The organism is Fictibacillus sp. Mic-4 (assembly GCF_049843615.1).
Taxonomy (GTDB): Bacteria; Bacillota; Bacilli; order Bacillales; family Fictibacillaceae; genus Fictibacillus_A; species Fictibacillus_A gelatini.
The window spans coordinates 1-17,078 of the sequence record NZ_JBBHZM010000036.1; the positions used below are offsets into that span (position 1 = coordinate 1).

15 protein-coding genes and 1 rRNA gene are annotated in these 17,078 nt (G+C 41.7%); 7 read left to right on the top strand and 9 right to left on the bottom strand.

Annotated elements, in window-relative coordinates; all coding sequences use genetic code 11:
* The 9 genes from WD019_RS17835 to dnaA form a co-directional block, all read right to left on the bottom strand.
* A 16S ribosomal RNA gene (locus WD019_RS17835) occupies window positions 1–221 on the bottom strand; the annotation flags it as partial.
* A 312-nt stretch (window positions 222–533) separates the two neighbouring features.
* On the bottom strand, window positions 534–1,616 hold the full coding sequence (locus WD019_RS17840) for an HD-GYP domain-containing protein (protein ID WP_425712342.1): 1,083 nt from the start codon (window positions 1,614–1,616) through the stop codon (window positions 534–536).
* Between the two features lie 88 nt (window positions 1,617–1,704).
* Window positions 1,705–4,188, bottom strand: coding sequence for a DNA gyrase subunit A (gene gyrA / locus WD019_RS17845; protein WP_425712343.1), 2,484 nt, complete (start codon window positions 4,186–4,188; stop codon window positions 1,705–1,707).
* A gap of 61 nt (window positions 4,189–4,249) precedes the next feature.
* Window positions 4,250–6,175, bottom strand: a complete 1,926-nt coding sequence (gene gyrB, locus WD019_RS17850) for a DNA topoisomerase (ATP-hydrolyzing) subunit B (RefSeq protein ID WP_026678442.1) — start codon at window positions 6,173–6,175, stop codon at window positions 4,250–4,252.
* 27 nt (window positions 6,176–6,202) lie between these two features.
* Window positions 6,203–6,472 carry an extracellular matrix regulator RemB gene (gene remB, locus WD019_RS17855; RefSeq protein ID WP_425712344.1) on the bottom strand — a complete coding sequence of 90 codons (270 nt, stop codon included), beginning with the start codon at window positions 6,470–6,472 and terminating at the stop codon, window positions 6,203–6,205.
* 10 nt (window positions 6,473–6,482) lie between these two features.
* Window positions 6,483–7,604 (bottom strand): DNA replication/repair protein RecF, encoded by a 1,122-nt coding sequence (recF, locus tag WD019_RS17860; RefSeq protein WP_425712345.1) that lies wholly within the window; start codon window positions 7,602–7,604, stop codon window positions 6,483–6,485.
* Window positions 7,605–7,619: 15 nt separating this feature from the next.
* The gene (gene yaaA / locus WD019_RS17865) at window positions 7,620–7,832 is read right to left on the bottom strand and encodes a S4 domain-containing protein YaaA (RefSeq protein WP_026678439.1); all 213 of its coding nucleotides are present in this window, start codon (window positions 7,830–7,832) and stop codon (window positions 7,620–7,622) included.
* A gap of 94 nt (window positions 7,833–7,926) precedes the next feature.
* Complete coding sequence (gene dnaN, locus WD019_RS17870) at window positions 7,927–9,069, bottom strand: DNA polymerase III subunit beta (RefSeq protein WP_425712346.1); 1,143 nt, start codon at window positions 9,067–9,069, stop codon at window positions 7,927–7,929.
* Between the two features lie 203 nt (window positions 9,070–9,272).
* Window positions 9,273–10,628 carry a chromosomal replication initiator protein DnaA gene (gene dnaA, locus WD019_RS17875; RefSeq protein WP_026678437.1) on the bottom strand — a complete coding sequence of 452 codons (1,356 nt, stop codon included), beginning with the start codon at window positions 10,626–10,628 and terminating at the stop codon, window positions 9,273–9,275.
* 585 nt (window positions 10,629–11,213) lie between these two features.
* Here dnaA and rpmH point away from each other — a divergent pair.
* The 7 genes from rpmH (at window position 11,214) to mnmG (ending at window position 17,065) form a co-directional block, all read left to right on the top strand.
* Entirely contained in the window at window positions 11,214–11,348 is a 135-nt protein-coding gene (rpmH, locus tag WD019_RS17880; RefSeq protein WP_026678436.1) for a 50S ribosomal protein L34, read from the top strand.
* A gap of 171 nt (window positions 11,349–11,519) precedes the next feature.
* Entirely contained in the window at window positions 11,520–11,879 is a 360-nt protein-coding gene (gene rnpA / locus WD019_RS17885; RefSeq protein WP_026678435.1) for a ribonuclease P protein component, read from the top strand.
* Entirely contained in the window at window positions 11,876–12,118 is a 243-nt protein-coding gene (gene yidD / locus WD019_RS17890) for a membrane protein insertion efficiency factor YidD (protein ID WP_026678434.1), read from the top strand. Before rnpA ends, yidD begins: the two co-directional genes overlap by 4 nt.
* Window positions 12,119–12,147: 29 nt before the next feature.
* Window positions 12,148–12,927: a YidC family membrane integrase SpoIIIJ gene (spoIIIJ, locus tag WD019_RS17895; protein ID WP_026678433.1), complete on the top strand. Its 780-nt coding sequence runs from the start codon at window positions 12,148–12,150 to the stop codon at window positions 12,925–12,927.
* A complete protein-coding gene (jag, locus tag WD019_RS17900) occupies window positions 12,924–13,544 on the top strand; it encodes an RNA-binding cell elongation regulator Jag/EloR (protein ID WP_425712347.1) in 621 nt (206 codons plus the stop codon). Before spoIIIJ ends, jag begins: the two co-directional genes overlap by 4 nt.
* Window positions 13,545–13,773: 229 nt before the next feature.
* On the top strand, window positions 13,774–15,150 hold the full coding sequence (gene mnmE / locus WD019_RS17905; protein ID WP_425712348.1) for a tRNA uridine-5-carboxymethylaminomethyl(34) synthesis GTPase MnmE: 1,377 nt from the start codon (window positions 13,774–13,776) through the stop codon (window positions 15,148–15,150).
* A gap of 31 nt (window positions 15,151–15,181) precedes the next feature.
* Entirely contained in the window at window positions 15,182–17,065 is a 1,884-nt protein-coding gene (gene mnmG / locus WD019_RS17910) for a tRNA uridine-5-carboxymethylaminomethyl(34) synthesis enzyme MnmG (RefSeq protein WP_425712349.1), read from the top strand.
* Window positions 17,066–17,078: the final 13 nt, after the last annotated feature.

Consider the following 17,078-nt stretch of genomic DNA (forward strand, 5'->3'; position numbering starts at 1 on the left):
GAAAGCCGACTTTCAAGCGCGGAGCATGCGCTCCGCTCTATTATTCGGTATTAGCACCGATTTCTCGGTGTTATCCCCATCTATGAGGCAGGTTGCCCACGTGTTACTCACCCGTCCGCCGCTAACTTCCGGAGAGCAAGCTCTCCTTCCGTTCGCTCGACTTGCATGTATTAGGCACGCCGCCAGCGTTCGTCCTGAGCCAGGATCAAACTCTCCAATAAAGTTTGTCTTGCTCAATCATTTCAAATAAGAATTGCGGGATTTTATTTATCCCTGACTTACCTGGCTTTTGTTTAGTTTTCAAAGAACATTTTAAGATGTTTTTTGTTCCGCCGCTCGTTTTGGCGACTTTTATATCTTAGCATATCTTCAACCGCTTCGTCAACAACTTTTTTTAAGTCGAATTTCGTGTTTCAAAGCAGCTAAATAAATGTATCATCTTTCTTAACTATCGTCAATACTTTTTTCAAAAAAAGATTGTTCTTCATTTAAAAACGACTAAATTCAAATGATTTAGCCGTTTAGATAGCTTTTTAAGACAAAATCTCTTCAATGAATAAATCACGTCTGTTTTTTAATGCAATAATTTCTTGAGACGTTTTTAGCTTGATCATAGGACGTGTTGGATAGGCCTGTTCAATAAAAACAATTTCGCCTATTTCTTGATTAGTTAACTTAACTTGAGTCCCAACGGAGAAAATAGACAAACTATCAATAAGGCTATTCAATACACGATGGTCAAAACAGCCGAATTGATCATTCATCATCATTTCAAGCACTTTAAAGCCACTTTGTTTATCCCGGTATGGCCGTTCTTCTGTCATGGCTAAATAAACGTCACTGACAGCAAGAATTTTACTGAAAATATGCAAGTGGTCGCCCTTGCTTCCCAGTGGATAGCCGCTGCCATCTTCCCGCTCATGATGCTGTAGTACTCCAAGTAATACTGCTTCTTTTATTCCCGCTGCTTTTTTTAACATGTTATAGCCCATAATGGTATGCTGCTTTATTTCTTTCATTTCTTCAGAAGTTAAAGGGCCTTCTTTATGTAATAGGTTAGAGGACACCTTTGCCATCCCACAGTCGATTAACGCTCCTGCAAGCGCTAATTGCAAACAATCTCCCCGGGACAGTTTAAGGCGCTTGCCTAAAAAAGCGCTTAATACGGCAACAGAAATCGCATGAAAATAAATATATTCCTTTGCCTTTGTATAATGATGGAGCATTAAAATGCTGCGCGGATCATCCATTCCTTTTAGAACTGCCGGAAATATGGTATTTCGGACATCAAGAATACTTACGAGAGCGCCGGCCCGCCAATTTTCAAACAGCAGCTTATATTTTTTTACCGCTTGAAGATAAATCGAAACAAAAGAATCATCCTTTATTTCATGGCTGTTTTGTTCTTCCTTTTTTCTCATTGATTCCTTTTCTCTTTTTTCCGTTTTGACCGTATCACGAAGAATATCGATCTCCTCAATAAGAAAACGATCTAAAACAGATAAATGCCTGGCAGTTAGAACCGTATGCTTATTCATGATCGGATGATTGGTCATTGAAAAAATATCCTCGGCTAATACGTCTCCTTCTTTTGCTAATGATCGTTTAATTTTCATTCCGTTATTCCCCGCTTTAAAATGTATATGTTCTATTGTACAAAGAAAAAAGAGGAAAATATATGATTATTTTCCTCTTTCAAAAAAATTATTCATTTGTTTCTTGATCATCAAATGACTCTTCTTGTAAGTCTTCCTCTTCTTCCGATTCTTTTTCCACAATGGCCACCGTTGCTACCTGGTTTCCTTCACTCATCGAAATAAGTTTCACACCCTGTGTATTACGGCCCATTGTTGATATTCCACTAATATTCATTCGGATTAAAATGCCATCAGCTGTAATAACCATTAAATCTTCTTCGTCCGTTACCGCTTTAAGTGCAACGACCGGGCCATTTTTATCTGTAATATGGCATGTTTTAATTCCTTTTCCACCGCGCGACTGAAGTCTATACTCATCCATTGGCGTACGTTTTCCGTAACCTTTTTTCGTTACAATCAGGACATCCAACGATTCATCAAGAACAGCCATGCCGATGACAAAATCATCATCGCTTAACGTAATCGCTTTTACCCCGGTTGCCGATCGGCCCATTGAACGAACGTCTGTCTCATGGTAACGGATCGCCAGTCCATGGCTTGTACCGACAATAATATCTTTCGTTCCGTCCGTCAGTTTCACCTCGATGAGTTCATCGTCTTCCCTTAAATTAATGGCAAAGAGACCGCCTTTTCGAATATTGGTAAAAGAAGAAAGAGGTGAGCGCTTTGTAATTCCTTGTTTTGTCATAAAGTTTAAATAAGAAGACTCATCAAACTCTTCAACAGGAATGACGGCGGAAATCGTCTCTTCTTTTTCAATTTGCAGCAGGTTAATAATCGGAATACCTTTAGCCGTTCGGCTCATTTCTGGCACTTCATAACCTTTTAAACGGTATACTTTCCCTTTGTTTGTAAAGAATAGGAGAGTGTTATGGGAATTCGTGGTAAAAAGATGTTCAACAAAATCATCTTCATTGGTTCCCATTCCTTGAATTCCTCTTCCGCCCCGTCGCTGTGAACGGTATGTCGATATAGGAAGACGTTTAATATACCCTTTATTCGTCAACGTAATAACAACGTTGGATCGTGGGATTAAATCTTCGTCTTCAATCGCGTTAAAGCCAACCGTTATAGTTGTCCGACGTTCGTCGCTATAACGTTCCTTTATTTCGATAAGCTCTGTTCGGATGATTTCAAGAACTTTTTCTTCATCCGCTAAAATGGCTTTTAGTTCTGCGATCAACTTAACGAGCTCATTATACTCGTTTTCGATTTTATCTCTTTCAAGTCCTGTTAAGCGCTGCAAACGCATTTCCAGAATGGCCTGTGCCTGTTCATAAGTTAATGAAAAATTCTCCATTAACCCTTCCCGGGCAATATCAGTAGTCCGAGATGAACGAATGAGAGCGATAATTTCATCAATGTGGTCAAGCGCAATTCTTAACCCTTCTAATATATGAGCCCTTGCTTCGGCTTTACGTAAATCAAATTCCGTACGGCGACGAATGACTACTTGCTGATGTTTCAAATAATGATGCAAACATTCTTTTAAATTTAGAACTTTTGGATGTCCATCTACAAGCGCAAGCATGTTAATGCCAAAACTTGTTTGCAGTGCCGTATGCTTATACAAATTGTTTAACAGCACATTGGCATTCACATCTCGGCGCACTTCAATAACGATCCGCATTCCGTTTCGGTCTGATTCGTCACGAAGATCCGTAATTCCATCGATTTTCTTGTCCCGAACCAATTCTGCAATTTTTTCGACCAATCGCGCTTTATTCACTTGATAAGGGATTTCTGTAACAATGATGGAGCTTTTCCCATTCTCATGTTCCTCGATTTCCGCTTTTGCCCGTAAAATGATCGAGCCACGACCGGTCTGGTAGGCTTTCCTAATTCCTTCGCGGCCTAAAATTTCGCCGGCTGTAGGAAAATCGGGACCAGGAATATACTCCATCAACTCCGGAATAGATATGTCGGGATTTTTACTTAATGCAAGAATACCGTCAACTACTTCACCCAGATGATGTGGAGGAATGTTGGTTGCCATTCCAACGGCAATCCCCGTCGCCCCGTTGACAAGCAAGTTCGGAAAACGGGAAGGGAGAACGATGGGCTCCTTTTCGGAACCGTCGTAATTATCTTTGTAATCGATTGTATCTTTATTGATGTCACGAACCATTTCCATAGCAATTTTGGCCATTTTGGCTTCTGTATACCGCATTGCTGCAGCGGAGTCACCATCCACCGAACCAAAGTTTCCGTGTCCATCAACTAACATGTGGCGGAAGTTAAAATCCTGAGCCATTCGGACCATCGATTCATACACTGCCGAATCCCCATGCGGGTGATATTTACCGATAACCTCACCGACGATACGTGCTGATTTTTTATAAGCCTTATCCGCGGTCATTCCAAGCTCATTCATGGCATACAGAATACGGCGGTGCACCGGCTTTAACCCATCACGGACATCCGGCAATGCACGGCTGACGATAACACTCATTGCGTAATCGATGAATGATGTACGCATTTCCGTGCTTATACTTACTTCTTTGATCCGTGAACGATCCATTTCAGACATAGATTCTAACCTCCATTACCTCTTTAGCAAAGCGAAACAGGGAATCCCCTGTTTCCTTATTTTAAATATCTAGATTTTTAACATAGTGTGCGTTTTCCTGAATGAAATCGCGACGGGGTTCTACTTTATCCCCCATTAAAATTTCAAATGTTTCATCGGCTTCAACCGCATCTTTCAACTCGACTTGCAGAAGGGTCCTTGTTTCAGGATCCATCGTCGTTTCCCAGAGTTGGGTCGCATTCATTTCTCCAAGACCTTTATAACGTTGAAGTTGTGGCTTTGGATTTTGATTGAATGTAGTGATGATCTTCTCCAATTCCTTGTCATTGTAGGCATACTCTACCCGTTTGCCTTGCTGCACTTTATAAAGAGGAGGCTGGGCAATGTATACATAGCCATTTTCAATTAACGGCCTCATATAGCGATAGAAAAACGTAAGCAACAATGTGCGGATATGCGCTCCGTCTACATCGGCATCGGTCATAATAATAATTTTATGGTAACGGGCTTTAGAAATATCAAAGTCTTCCCCAATTCCTGTTCCAAGAGCTGTAATGATCATTCGAATCTCATTGTTGGAAAGAATTTTATCCAAACGGGCCTTTTCCACATTAATAACTTTTCCCCTGAGCGGCAGTATCGCCTGAAAATGGCGATCACGCCCTTGTTTTGCCGATCCGCCTGCGGAGTCCCCCTCAACGATGTACAACTCGGAAATTGCCGCATCTTTTGACGAGCAGTCGGCCAATTTACCAGGCAGCGACGAAACTTCTAAAGCGCTCTTTCTTCTTGTCAATTCACGCGCCTTTTTCGCGGCTACCCTTGCGCGTAAAGCCATCATTCCTTTTTCAACGATCTTTTTTGCAACTGTCGGGTTTTCAAGCATAAAGGTCGCAAAATGTTCCCCGAAAATGGACTCCGTTATCGTTCGTGCTTCACTATTGCCTAATTTTGTTTTCGTCTGGCCTTCAAATTGCGGATCGGGATGTTTAATCGAAATAATGGCCGTTAATCCTTCACGGACATCATCTCCGGTCAAGTTCGTATCACTGTCTTTAAATATGTGATGTTTCCGGCCATAATCGTTGATTACGCGGGTCAACGCCGTTTTAAAACCAGACTCGTGTGTTCCACCTTCATGAGTATTAATGTTATTCGCAAATGAATAAATATTGCTCGTGAAGCCATCATTGTATTGAAGAGCGATTTCAACCGATATTCCATCCTTTTCCCCTTCAACAAAAATTGGTTCTTCATGAAGCACTTCGCGTGACCGGTTAATATGCTCGACATATGACTTAATGCCGCCTTCATAATGGAATTCTTTTCGAACAGGTTCATCAGGGCGCTTGTCGACGGCATTAATTTTTAACCCGCGGTTTAAATAAGCCAATTCCCGAATACGGCTGGCAAGCGTGTTAAAATCATATTCAACCGTTTCCGTGAAAATTTCTGGATCCGGTGTGAAATGTGTTTTCGTTCCATGCTTCTCCGTTTCACCAATGACTTTTAAGTCGGCCACAGGTACACCGCGGCGGTATTCCTGGTAATGTACTTTGCCATCACGATAAACCGTCACTTCACATGAGCTTGAAAGGGCGTTTACTACAGAGGCACCAACTCCGTGCAGCCCTCCGGATACTTTATAGCCGCCCCCGCCGAATTTACCTCCTGCATGCAAGACAGTCATAATGACTTCAACCGCTGGCCGGCCCATTTTTTCCTGGATGCCGACCGGGATTCCGCGTCCATTGTCCTCAACTGTAATGCTGTTGTCTTTTTCAACCGTAATTGTAATTTCATCACAATACCCGGCTAAAGCTTCGTCAATGGAGTTATCGACAATTTCCCATACAAGATGGTGAAGTCCTTTTACATTGGTTGATCCAATATACATCCCCGGACGTTTTCGAACGGCTTCAAGGCCTTCGAGTACCTGAATATCACTTTCATCATAATGTTGTTCTAATTGTTGTTCCGTTGTCATATTTTCCACCTACAATTCGGTTCATCCTTATTTCAAATACCATCCTTGTTCCAATTCCGCTCGATCATTTGCCCGTTTTTTTAACGTTGTTGATGAAAGCGGAGATATATAAACGAGTTTATCGGTAATCACAATTGATTTAGGATGATCCTCGCTTAAATCCCTTACATTGTTTTCCTTCTTTTGAACATCCAAAAACAACTCGATGTCTTTTGATTCATAAAGAGCGTTATAATCTAAGATGGCAATAATTTCATGACTTTTGATTACGATATCTTCGCCCAAATGAAGCAACATCAGCCTCACCTCACCTTATTCGCTCAGCGTTTCCTTGATTGACCCGATAGGTTGCTGCTTTCTCTAACGTTTCATGGTGAATGCCATCCACACTTGTTGTGGTCACAAATGTCTGCACTTTCCCTGCAATTGTGTTTAACAGATGGGATTGGCGGAAATCATCCAGTTCGGACAAAACGTCATCGAGAAGCAAAATGGGATATTCGCCAATTTCAGAATGAATCAATTCAATTTCCGCGAGCTTTAGCGAAAGTGCGGTAGTTCGTTGCTGTCCTTGCGACCCATAGGTTTGGACATCTTTTCCGTTCACATAAAAGACAAGGTCATCGCGATGCGGGCCAAAAAGAGTCGTTCCGCGTTCTATTTCTCTATCTTTTATTTTAACAAATTTTTGTTCGTATTCTTCTATCATTTTCGTCAAATCTTGACCTTCACATACGTTCACCGTCGGTTTGTATTGAATTTCAAGTTGTTCGTTCCCTCTTGTAATGCCCTCGTGGATCGGATTTGCCCATATATTCAATGATTTCATGTAGTTTAGCCGTTTTTCCGTTAATCTGGCAGCCACCTCAATAAGTTGTGCTGTTAAAATTTCAAGCATGACCAAATTTTCTTTCGAGGCTCTCGGCTGCATATTGCGCAATAATGTGTTGCGCTGTGCTAAAATCTTCTGATATTGCCCTAAATCATACAAATATACGGGGTTAACCTGTCCAATCTCCATATCAATAAAACGCCTTCGCACCTGGGGACTTCCCTTTACAAGATTCAAATCCTCAGGTGCAAACATAACGACATTCATGGTTCCTATATAGTTTGTTAATTTTCGTTGTTCCAGGCTGTTGATTCTTGCCTTTTTCCCTTTTTGGGAGATGACAAGACTTAAACGGACAGGCCCGCTCCTTTTTTCGACCTCTCCTTCTATTTTAGCATATTCTTTGTCCCAATAAATCAATTCTTTATCCCGTGAGGTTCGGTGCGACTTTGCCATCGCAAGCACATAGATCGCTTCCATCACGTTCGTTTTCCCTTGTGCATTTTCCCCGAGGAATACGTTCACTTTATTTTCGAATGAAAGAGTTTGTGAAGGATAATTACGATAGTGTGTCAATTGTAATTTTTCAATGTACAAAAGGGATACCTCCCATTACCTCGTTACCGTAAACTTCCCCGCTCCAGGAATTGCAATGACATCACCGTCATATAATTTCCTTCCTCTTCGCTCTTCACGTTCTCCGTTTACGTAAACATCATGTTCTCTTAAATACCATTTTACCATTCCACCAGTTGAGAGAACATCCACTTCTTTTAATAGTTGTTGAAGCGTAATATATTCTGTCGTTATTTTTACTTCAGCCATAACTTCGCTCACCCGCCTTTTTTAGTTTTAGTATGGCATTAAAATGACCAACCATTGCAAAAGCTGCTGAAAGTCCTCAGCAGCTTTTCACTATTTAGTAAGTCCGAACCGGCAAAATTAACTGTTTAATCGAATCTCCGTTTTGGGGCTCGATCAAGAACGGCCGCATAGCCCCGGTGAATAAAATCTTAATTTCTGAACAGTCCATCGCCTTTAAGGCTTCCATCATGTATTTTGCATTAAAAGAAATCTTTAACTCTTCGCCAACCATTGATGTGATGGCTACATGTTCAAATACTTTTCCGATCTCAGGAGAGTTCGATGAAATTTCCAATTCATTTTCATTCAGTGTCACTAGCTTAACAACATTGTTTCTTCCTTCTCTTGCAAGCAAGGAAGCACGGTCAATGGCTTGCAAGAGTTCTTTTGTGCCTAAAACAAGCGTTGTTTTGCTATCTCCAGGCAACAATTTGGATGTATCCGGGAAATTTCCGTCAAGCAAACGTGAGAAAAATAACGTGTTTTTTGTTTTAAATAAAATTTGATTGTTTGTTACGACAATTTGAACTAATTCTTCTGAGTCCTCAACTATTTTAGACAGTTCATTTAAGCTTTTTCCTGGAATAACGACATTGCGAAACGATAATTCAGTTGCGTTCGAATCAATTTTTACCGTTCGCTGCGCCAGGCGATGGCTGTCTGTAGCGACACATGTTAATTGGCCATCCTCTAAACTCCAGTTTACCCCGGTTAATATTGGGCGTGTTTCTGAGGTGGACACCGCAAAGACAGTCTGGCGGATCATCATCTTTAATAGATCTCCCTGGATGCTGAAGACGTTTTGTTCTTCAACTTGCGGCAGGCGTGGATATTCTTCTGGATCCAGTCCGATTAAACTAAACTCCGAAGCCCCTGAACGCATTTGTGTCTCAAAACGCTCTCCCACTTCAATTTCAACGGTTTCATCCGGCAATTTTTTTACGATTTCTGAAAAATAACGGGCTTGCAATATAATGCTGCCGGGTGTTTGTACTTCAAGATTAATTTCGTCATTTTCTTCAGCTGGAATGAATCGTTCAATGGAAATATCGGAATCACTTCCCGTTAAAGTCATTCCGCTCGAATCAACCGTCATTTTGACCCCCGTTAAAATCGGAATCGTTGTTCGTGAAGAAATGGCTTTCATCACATCTTGAACACCTTGGATTAATTGGTTTCGGTTAATCTTGAATTTCATAAATATCCCCCTGGCTTTTTTTATGGTCGGTTCTATTTATTAATTGTTTTTAATAAATTCGTAGTAGTAATAGTAGGCGCTGTGAATCTGTGGATAAGTATTATTTTTCAAAGGAATAACAGTCTATCCACATGTGGATAGACTGTGTATAAGCAATAGATGGTTATGCACATTATTCAATTGCAAAAAAAAGAGCGCGCGCCTTATGTGTTTTTTAACTGATCATGCAAATCTTGAATTTGCTTTTGTAATTGTTGGTCTGTCGCAAGCAAGTTTGAAATTTTTTCATGAGCATGAAGAACAGTCGTATGGTCTCTTCCTCCAAACTCCTCACCGATTTTCGGCAATGAATTATCGGTTAACTCACGTGCAAGATACATCGCGATTTGCCGTGGAAATGCAACAGACTTCGTTCGTTTTTTAGCGGCAAAATCTTCGAGCTTCACATTAAACTGCTTTCCCACGATTTGTTGAATATGTTGAATCGTAATCGTTTTTGGCTTAGCCGATGGGATGATATCCTTTAATGCTTCCGCCGCCAGGTCTGCATTCATATCCTGATTAATAAGCGAAGAATAGGCAACGACCCGGATTAATGCCCCTTCTAATTCCCGTATGTTGGTGTCAATCTGGTTGGCAATGTAAAGCATGACCTCATTTGGAATATCCAGGCCTTCCGCTTTCGCCTTCTTTTTTAAGATAGCAATACGCGTTTCTAAATCAGGAGGAGTAATGTCCGTAATGAGTCCCCATTCGAATCGTGAACGAAGGCGGTCTTCTAACGTTGGTATTTCCTTAGGTGGCCTGTCGCTTGAGATGACAATTTGTTTGCTCTCATCATGAAGTGCATTAAATGTATGGAAAAATTCTTCTTGCGTTGATTCTTTTCCGGCTAAAAACTGAATATCATCTATAAGAAGCACGTCGATACTTCGGTATTTATTTCGAAATTCAACGGCTTTATTATCACGGATCGAGTTAATAAATTCATTTGTAAATTTTTCCGATGATAAATAAACGACTTTCGCATTTGGATTATGATCAATGACGTAATGCCCGATCGCATGCATTAAATGGGTTTTCCCAAGTCCGACTCCTCCATAAATAAACAACGGATTATATGCCTTTGCCGGTGCTTCAGCTACGGCAAGAGAAGCGGCATGGGCGAAGCGGTTTCCTGAGCCGATAACGAACCGATCAAATGTATATTTGGGATTTAGCATGCTTTGGGTAATTTCTTCTTGAGCACTAACGGCAACTTTAGGCGTTTTTTTTAACGCTTTTTCAAAATCGACTTCATCTTCCATTTGATTTTGTGGAATGATGAATTTCACATCAAGCGCTGCACCGGTAACGTCGTTCAATGTTTCAGAGATAAGTGAAGAATATCGCGATTCTAACCAATCTCGAGCAAATTCATTGGGTGCAGTGATGACAAGCGTGTCATTTTGCAGCGCATGTGCCGTTGTGGATTTTAACCATGTCTCAAAGCTCGGTTTACTAACCTTCTGTTCCATAACAGAAAGGGCTTTGGTCCATAGATCGGCTATATTTTCCACCAATCGTTCCTCCCCTTACATTCTTAAAAGTCCCCCTTATGATAGGTGGAACTAACATGCAATGTATTTTTATACACTGATATACACCGCATGAGTAAATATGCAATTCACACGAAATGTGAAAAACTATTAATATAGTAGAAAGATAGTAAAATAATTGTTATTCAGGTCTTGTGGACAACCCCATAAACAAGTAAAATATATGTGTCCACAACCTTATCCACAGGATGTGGATAAAAGATATACACACGATGGTTATTCACGAGTTAAAACACAACAATCATAACAAAAAAAATCAGCGATTGCAATGCGTTTTTTACACTTATCCACAATGTCAATACCTTGTGTAAAGTCGTTGTCCACAGCACTATATTTTGTGTAAAACTTGTCGATAAAAGGTGTGGATAGTGAAAAAAGTGTCGAAAATGATATCCACAGAATGAATTTTGGAAGTTTTGGATCCAAAAAAATTCATTTTTAAAATGAGCGGTTACTTTTTAAGCCCACTTGACAAAAAGAAGAAGTATTTCTATACTTATTTAGACTGTCTTTCTTTGATTTAATCCTCAGGGAGGTGTAGTATAGATGAAACCTACGTTCCAACCTAACAATAGAAAACGTAAAAAAGTACATGGTTTTCGAGCGCGTATGGCAACTAAGAACGGCCGTAAAGTTCTAGCTCGTCGTCGTCGTAAGGGAAGAAAAGTATTATCCGCTTAGGCCACTGACATCAGTGGTCTTTTTTCTCATATAATCAATGTTTTATGGTTTTAGTTTTACAGCGTTAACCAATACTTGTAGTGCATGTTCAAAAAAGGAGGACAACGATTCCCGGACATTTTGAACATCGACTTGAAGAAAATCGCTTAATTCCAAATGGGGTATCAGCGGATGAACAAACAGCAAAGAATTAAAAAAAATGAGGAATTTCAGGAAGTCTTTAAAAGAGGAAAATCGTCTGCCAATCGCCAATTTGTTATATATTCGCTTGAAAAGGACGAGCAACCTTACTTTAGACTTGGTCTATCTGTAAGCAAAAAGGTGGGAAATGCGGTAACACGTAATCGGATCAAACGCCTGGTGAAGGAGATTTTTATGAAACATAAAGATCAAATCAAGTCAGCGAGAGATTACATCATTATTGCGCGAAACCCTGTGGCAACGATGGATTTTGCAGAAATGGAAAAAAGCCTCCTGCACGTATTAAAACGTTCAGGTGCCATTTACATACAAAGGGAGAAGCGGAAATGAGGCAGCTGTGCATTTTGCTGATTCGTTTTTACCAGCGGTTCATTTCACCGCTAACTCCCCCGACTTGCCGTTTTTACCCGACTTGCTCACATTATGGAATTGAAGCTTTCAAGCGTTTTGGGGTGGCTAAAGGGTCCTGGCTGACTTTAAAACGGATTTTAAAATGCCATCCATTTCATCCGGGCGGTTTGGATCCTGTTCCAGAAAAGCCTGGAAAGAAGAACAATCATTTCAACTAATTTTTTTTCCTATAAGGAGGACAAAAGGAGTGCGAAAGAAACTAGTTTTAACACTGACCATTGTAGCGTTAATGGCTCTGTTAGCTGGCTGTTCGGTAAATCAACCGATAACTTCTCATAGTACAGGATTTTGGGATCATTACTTTGTTTACCCATTGTCCTGGGTCATCACAAAAGTGGCATACTTATTTGGGGCAAAGCCTAACTACGGACTATCAATCATCATCGTTACGATTCTTATTCGTCTCATTCTATTGCCGCTGATGATTCAACAAACAAAAAGTTCAAAAGCAATGCAGGATATCCAACCGGAATTGCAGAAATTAAAAGAGAAATACAGTTCAAAAGATGCTGCTACACAGCAAAAATTGCAGCAAGAAACGATGGCGTTGTTTCAAAAGCACGGCGTCAACCCGCTTGCAGGATGCTTGCCGTTAGTCATTCAAATGCCAATATTGCTCGCCTTTTACCATGCGATTAGAAGAACGGAAGCGATTGCACAGCATACGTTTCTCTGGTTTGATTTAGGACAGCACGATCCGTATTATATTTTGCCGATCGTCGCGGGGATTACAACTTTCTTGCAGCAAAAAATCATGATGGGCACGGGACCGCAAAGCCAAAATCCGCAAATGAAAATTATGTTATATGTCATGCCGGTCATGATTGTTGTCTTTGCGATTAATTTTCCGGCTGCATTATCGTTATATTGGGTAGTTGGTAATATCTTTATGATTGCACAAACTTACTTTGTCATTTCCCCAATGAAAAATAAGCAAAAACAAACTGATGGGGGCGCGAAAAAGTGAAGCAAATTCAGGTAACGGGAAAAACGGTAGAAGAAGCAGTTTCTGCAGCTCTTGAACAGCTTCAAGCTTCCAGAGACCAAGTAGAGATTAAAGTGCTTGAAGAATCAAAGAAAGGATTTTTAGGTTTTGGTGGGAAGCCGGCATTGGTCGAAGTTTCCCTAAAACCAGATCCGATCGAACAAGCAGTTGCTTTCCTGCAGGAAGTGACCATGAAAATGGGCGTTCCGGTTACCATTACGCAAAAAAAGACGGGGGAAGAAGTCGTTCTTGATCTTTCCGGTGACAAAATCGCCATTTTAATCGGGAAAAGAGGACAAACCTTAAATTCTTTGCAATATTTGACGAATCTTGTTGCGAATCACCATTCCAATGGCTTTATCCGAATTATCCTGGATGCTGAAAATTACCGTGAACGCCGCAGGGAGTCGCTTGAGCGTTTGGCGACAAGTACGGCACGAAGGGTAATGATGACGAAAAAAGGAATTGCCCTTGATCCAATGCCAAGCAATGAAAGAAAAATCATTCATATGGCATTAAAGTCTGAAAAGCATGTCGAAACAAGTTCTGAGGGGACGGAACCTTATCGGAAAGTGATTATCCGTCCAGTAACAAAATAGAGAATCCTCGGGTGGCTAACCTGAGGATTTTTTTTGTCCAATTGAAAAGCGCCTTCCCATTGCTTTTTACCGTGAAAATGCGTTAAACTAAAAGTTACTGTGGATAACTCAAGGAAGATGAAAAGTAGTTATCCACTGTGGATCGTTAGAAAATGAAATAGAAGGAAATAATAGATTGTGGATAGATATAAAATGGTTCTAAATGTAGTTAGAAGGCGAGGTGAAAGAGATGGAATATGATACAATAGCCGCCATCTCAACTCCAATGGGAGAAGGAGCCATCGCTATCGTCCGGTTAAGCGGACAAGAAGCAGTGCCAATAGCCGACCGTCTGTTTAAAGGGAAAAAGCCGCTGGCAGAAGTCGATTCCCATACGATTCATTATGGCAAACTGATCGACCCGAAAACGAATCAGCCGGTAGAGGAAGTTATGGTTTCCGTTATGCGTGCCCCTCGAACCTTTACAAGGGAAGATGTTGTAGAAATCAACTGCCACGGAGGTCTCGTTTCGGTTAATCGTGTTCTTCAGCTGCTGCTACAAAATGGAGCAAGACTGGCAGAACCTGGAGAATTTACGAAACGCGCTTTTTTAAATGGACGGATCGATTTATCGCAGGCTGAAGCCGTCATCGATTTAATCCGGGCAAAAACGGATCGAGCGATGAATGTGGCATTAAACCAGATGCAAGGACGGCTCTCAAAGCTTGTCGGCCACTTGCGCCAAACGCTTCTTGAAACGATCGCCCATGTGGAAGTGAATATTGATTATCCGGAATATGATGCGGAAGAAATGACCCAAGGCCTCCTGAATGAAAAATTGCAATTTGTTGCTGAAGAAATTAAAAAAATATTGCTGACAGCCGAGCAAGGGAAAATTCTTCGCGAAGGGCTTTCAACGGCAATTATTGGCCGTCCAAATGTGGGTAAATCCTCGTTAATGAATGCGCTCGTCCATGAAAATAAAGCGATTGTAACAGATGTTGCCGGAACGACAAGGGATATCATTGAAGAGTACGTCAATGTCCGCGGCGTTCCATTACGATTAGTAGATACGGCAGGAATTCGAGAGACGGAAGATATCGTTGAAAAAATCGGCGTTGAAAAATCGCGCCAGGTGTTAAAAGAAGCCGACTTGATTTTACTCGTATTAAATTTTCATGAATCCCTTTCTCCTGAAGACGAGAATTTATTTAAAGCCGTAAAAGGCATGGACGTCATCGTCATTGTGAATAAAACAGATCTTGATCAGAAAATCGATATGGACCGTGTCAAAAATCTGGCCGGTGATTACCCGCTCATTACAACATCCCTTTTAAAAGAAGAGGGAATCGATCGATTGGAGCAAGCGATTAGCGAATTGTTTTTTAAAGGTGGCATCGAGTCCCAGGACATGACCTATGTCTCCAATTCAAGACATATTGCGTTGTTAAACCAGGCGTTGAACCATGTGGAAGAAGCATTGCACGGAATTGAAATGAACTTGCCGATTGATATGGTTCAAATCGATATTACGAGAGCATGGGAAGTTTTAGGGGAAATTGTTGGAGACACTGTTTCTGAAAGTTTGATCGACCAGTTGTTCTCACAATTTTGTTTAGGGAAATAAATAATCAAAAACGAAGAAGGAGGAGAAGACAATGGGATACAATGCCGGCAATTTTGATGTAATAGTCGTCGGAGCCGGTCATGCCGGTGTCGAAGCAGCGCTTGCATCCGCCCGCATGGGAGCAAAAACGTTATGTTTAACGATCAATCTTGATGCCGTTGCGTATATGCCGTGCAACCCGTCTGTCGGTGGGCCGGCCAAAGGGATTGTTGTTCGCGAGCTTGACGCCCTTGGCGGGGAAATGGCTAGAAACATTGACAAAACGCACATTCAAATGCGGATGTTAAATACGGGGAAAGGCCCGGCGGTCCGTGCACTCAGGGCACAGGCCGATAAAGTGCTTTATCAAAGTGAAATGAAAAAAACGCTGGAGACGACGGAAAACTTGACGTTACGTCAGGGGTTAGTGGAACGCTTAATTGTCGAGGACGGTGTATGTAAAGGGGTCATTACGAAAACCGGTGCCCAATATTACGCGACATCTGTCGTTTTGACGACGGGTACGTATTTGCGCGGTAAAATTATTATTGGTGAACTAGCTTATGAGAGCGGACCGAACAATATGCAGCCGTCCATTGAATTATCGTACCATTTACAAGAATTAGGATTTAACATGGTCCGTTTTAAAACCGGTACGCCACCGCGTGTCAACAGCCATACTATTGATTACTCTGTAACGGAAATCCAGCCGGGGGATGATGTTCCGCGTGCCTTTTCGTACGAAACAGTGGAATTCATTACTGACCAGCTGCCCTGCTGGTTAACGTATACAAGTCCGAAAACGCATGAATTGATTAACAGCAATCTTCATCGCTCGCCGATGTATTCCGGGATGATTGAAGGAACAGGGCCGCGTTATTGTCCTTCGATTGAGGATAAAATTGTCCGTTTTAATGACAAGCCGCGCCACCAAATCTTTTTGGAGCCGGAAGGACGAAACACGGAAGAAGTGTATGTGCAAGGTCTTTCAACGAGCCTCCCCGAGGATGTTCAACGAAAAATTTTAGAGACAATTCCGGGACTTGAGAAAGCCGAGCTTATGCGCGCCGGATATGCGATTGAATATGACGCGATTGTCCCGACACAGCTCTGGCCGTCTTTGGAAACGAAACTTGTGGAAGGCCTCTTTACAGCCGGGCAATTGAATGGAACGAGCGGTTATGAGGAAGCGGCAGGACAGGGAATTATTGCCGGAATCAATGCGTGCCGGAAAGTGCAAGGGAAAGACCCGATCGTGCTAGACCGTTCGCAGGCGTATATTGGTGTCCTTATTGATGACCTTGTCACTAAAGGGACAAATGAGCCTTATCGCTTATTAACATCAAGAGCGGAATACCGCCTTCTTCTTCGCCATGATAATGCGGATCTCCGCTTGACGGAAATCGGGCATGAAATCGGGCTTATTCCGAACGAACGTTACGAACGCTTTTTAAAGAAAAAAGAAGAAATTGCCAGGGAAATTGAAAGGCTTGAACATGAATCGATCAAACCAACAGCGGAGGTTCAAGCGATTCTTGAAGAAGCGGGCAGCTCGCCATTAAAAGAGCCAATGACTGCGGCCAATCTTTTGAAACGGCCGGAGATCACATATGATGTAATTGCGAAAATGACCCCGAATCCATCTGTTAGTGACGTTGTCGCCGAACAGGTAGAAATCCAGATTAAATATGCGGGTTATATTGACAAGCAGCTTGCCCAGGTCGAGCGGATGCGAAAAATGGAAACGAAAAAGCTGCCGGAAGATCTCGATTATTTTGCCATTAATGGATTGGCGACTGAAGCCAAACAAAAGCTTCACGAAGTACGACCGTTATCTGTTGGCCAGGCTTCTCGTGTTTCCGGTGTGAATCCGGCCGATATTTCGATCCTTCTCATCTATTTGGAGCAAGGAAAGCTTGCGAAAATCGAACGGTAATGGTTGATGGAGG

Coding starts and splice junctions, on each gene's coding strand:
- rpmH (WP_026678436.1), top strand. CDS start 11,214: ATGAAACCTACGTTCCAACCTAACAATAGAAAACGTAAAAAAGTACAT.
- mnmE (WP_425712348.1), top strand. CDS start 13,774: ATGGAATATGATACAATAGCCGCCATCTCAACTCCAATGGGAGAAGGA.
- remB (WP_425712344.1), bottom strand. CDS start 6,472: ATGTTGCTTCATTTGGGCGAAGATATCGTAATCAAAAGTCATGAAATT.
- mnmG (WP_425712349.1), top strand. CDS start 15,182: ATGGGATACAATGCCGGCAATTTTGATGTAATAGTCGTCGGAGCCGGT.
- yaaA (WP_026678439.1), bottom strand. CDS start 7,832: ATGGCTGAAGTAAAAATAACGACAGAATATATTACGCTTCAACAACTA.
- gyrB (WP_026678442.1), bottom strand. CDS start 6,175: ATGACAACGGAACAACAATTAGAACAACATTATGATGAAAGTGATATT.
- rnpA (WP_026678435.1), top strand. CDS start 11,520: ATGAACAAACAGCAAAGAATTAAAAAAAATGAGGAATTTCAGGAAGTC.
- yidD (WP_026678434.1), top strand. CDS start 11,876: ATGAGGCAGCTGTGCATTTTGCTGATTCGTTTTTACCAGCGGTTCATT.
- WD019_RS17840 (WP_425712342.1), bottom strand. CDS start 1,616: ATGAAAATTAAACGATCATTAGCAAAAGAAGGAGACGTATTAGCCGAG.
- dnaN (WP_425712346.1), bottom strand. CDS start 9,069: ATGAAATTCAAGATTAACCGAAACCAATTAATCCAAGGTGTTCAAGAT.
- gyrA (WP_425712343.1), bottom strand. CDS start 4,188: ATGTCTGAAATGGATCGTTCACGGATCAAAGAAGTAAGTATAAGCACG.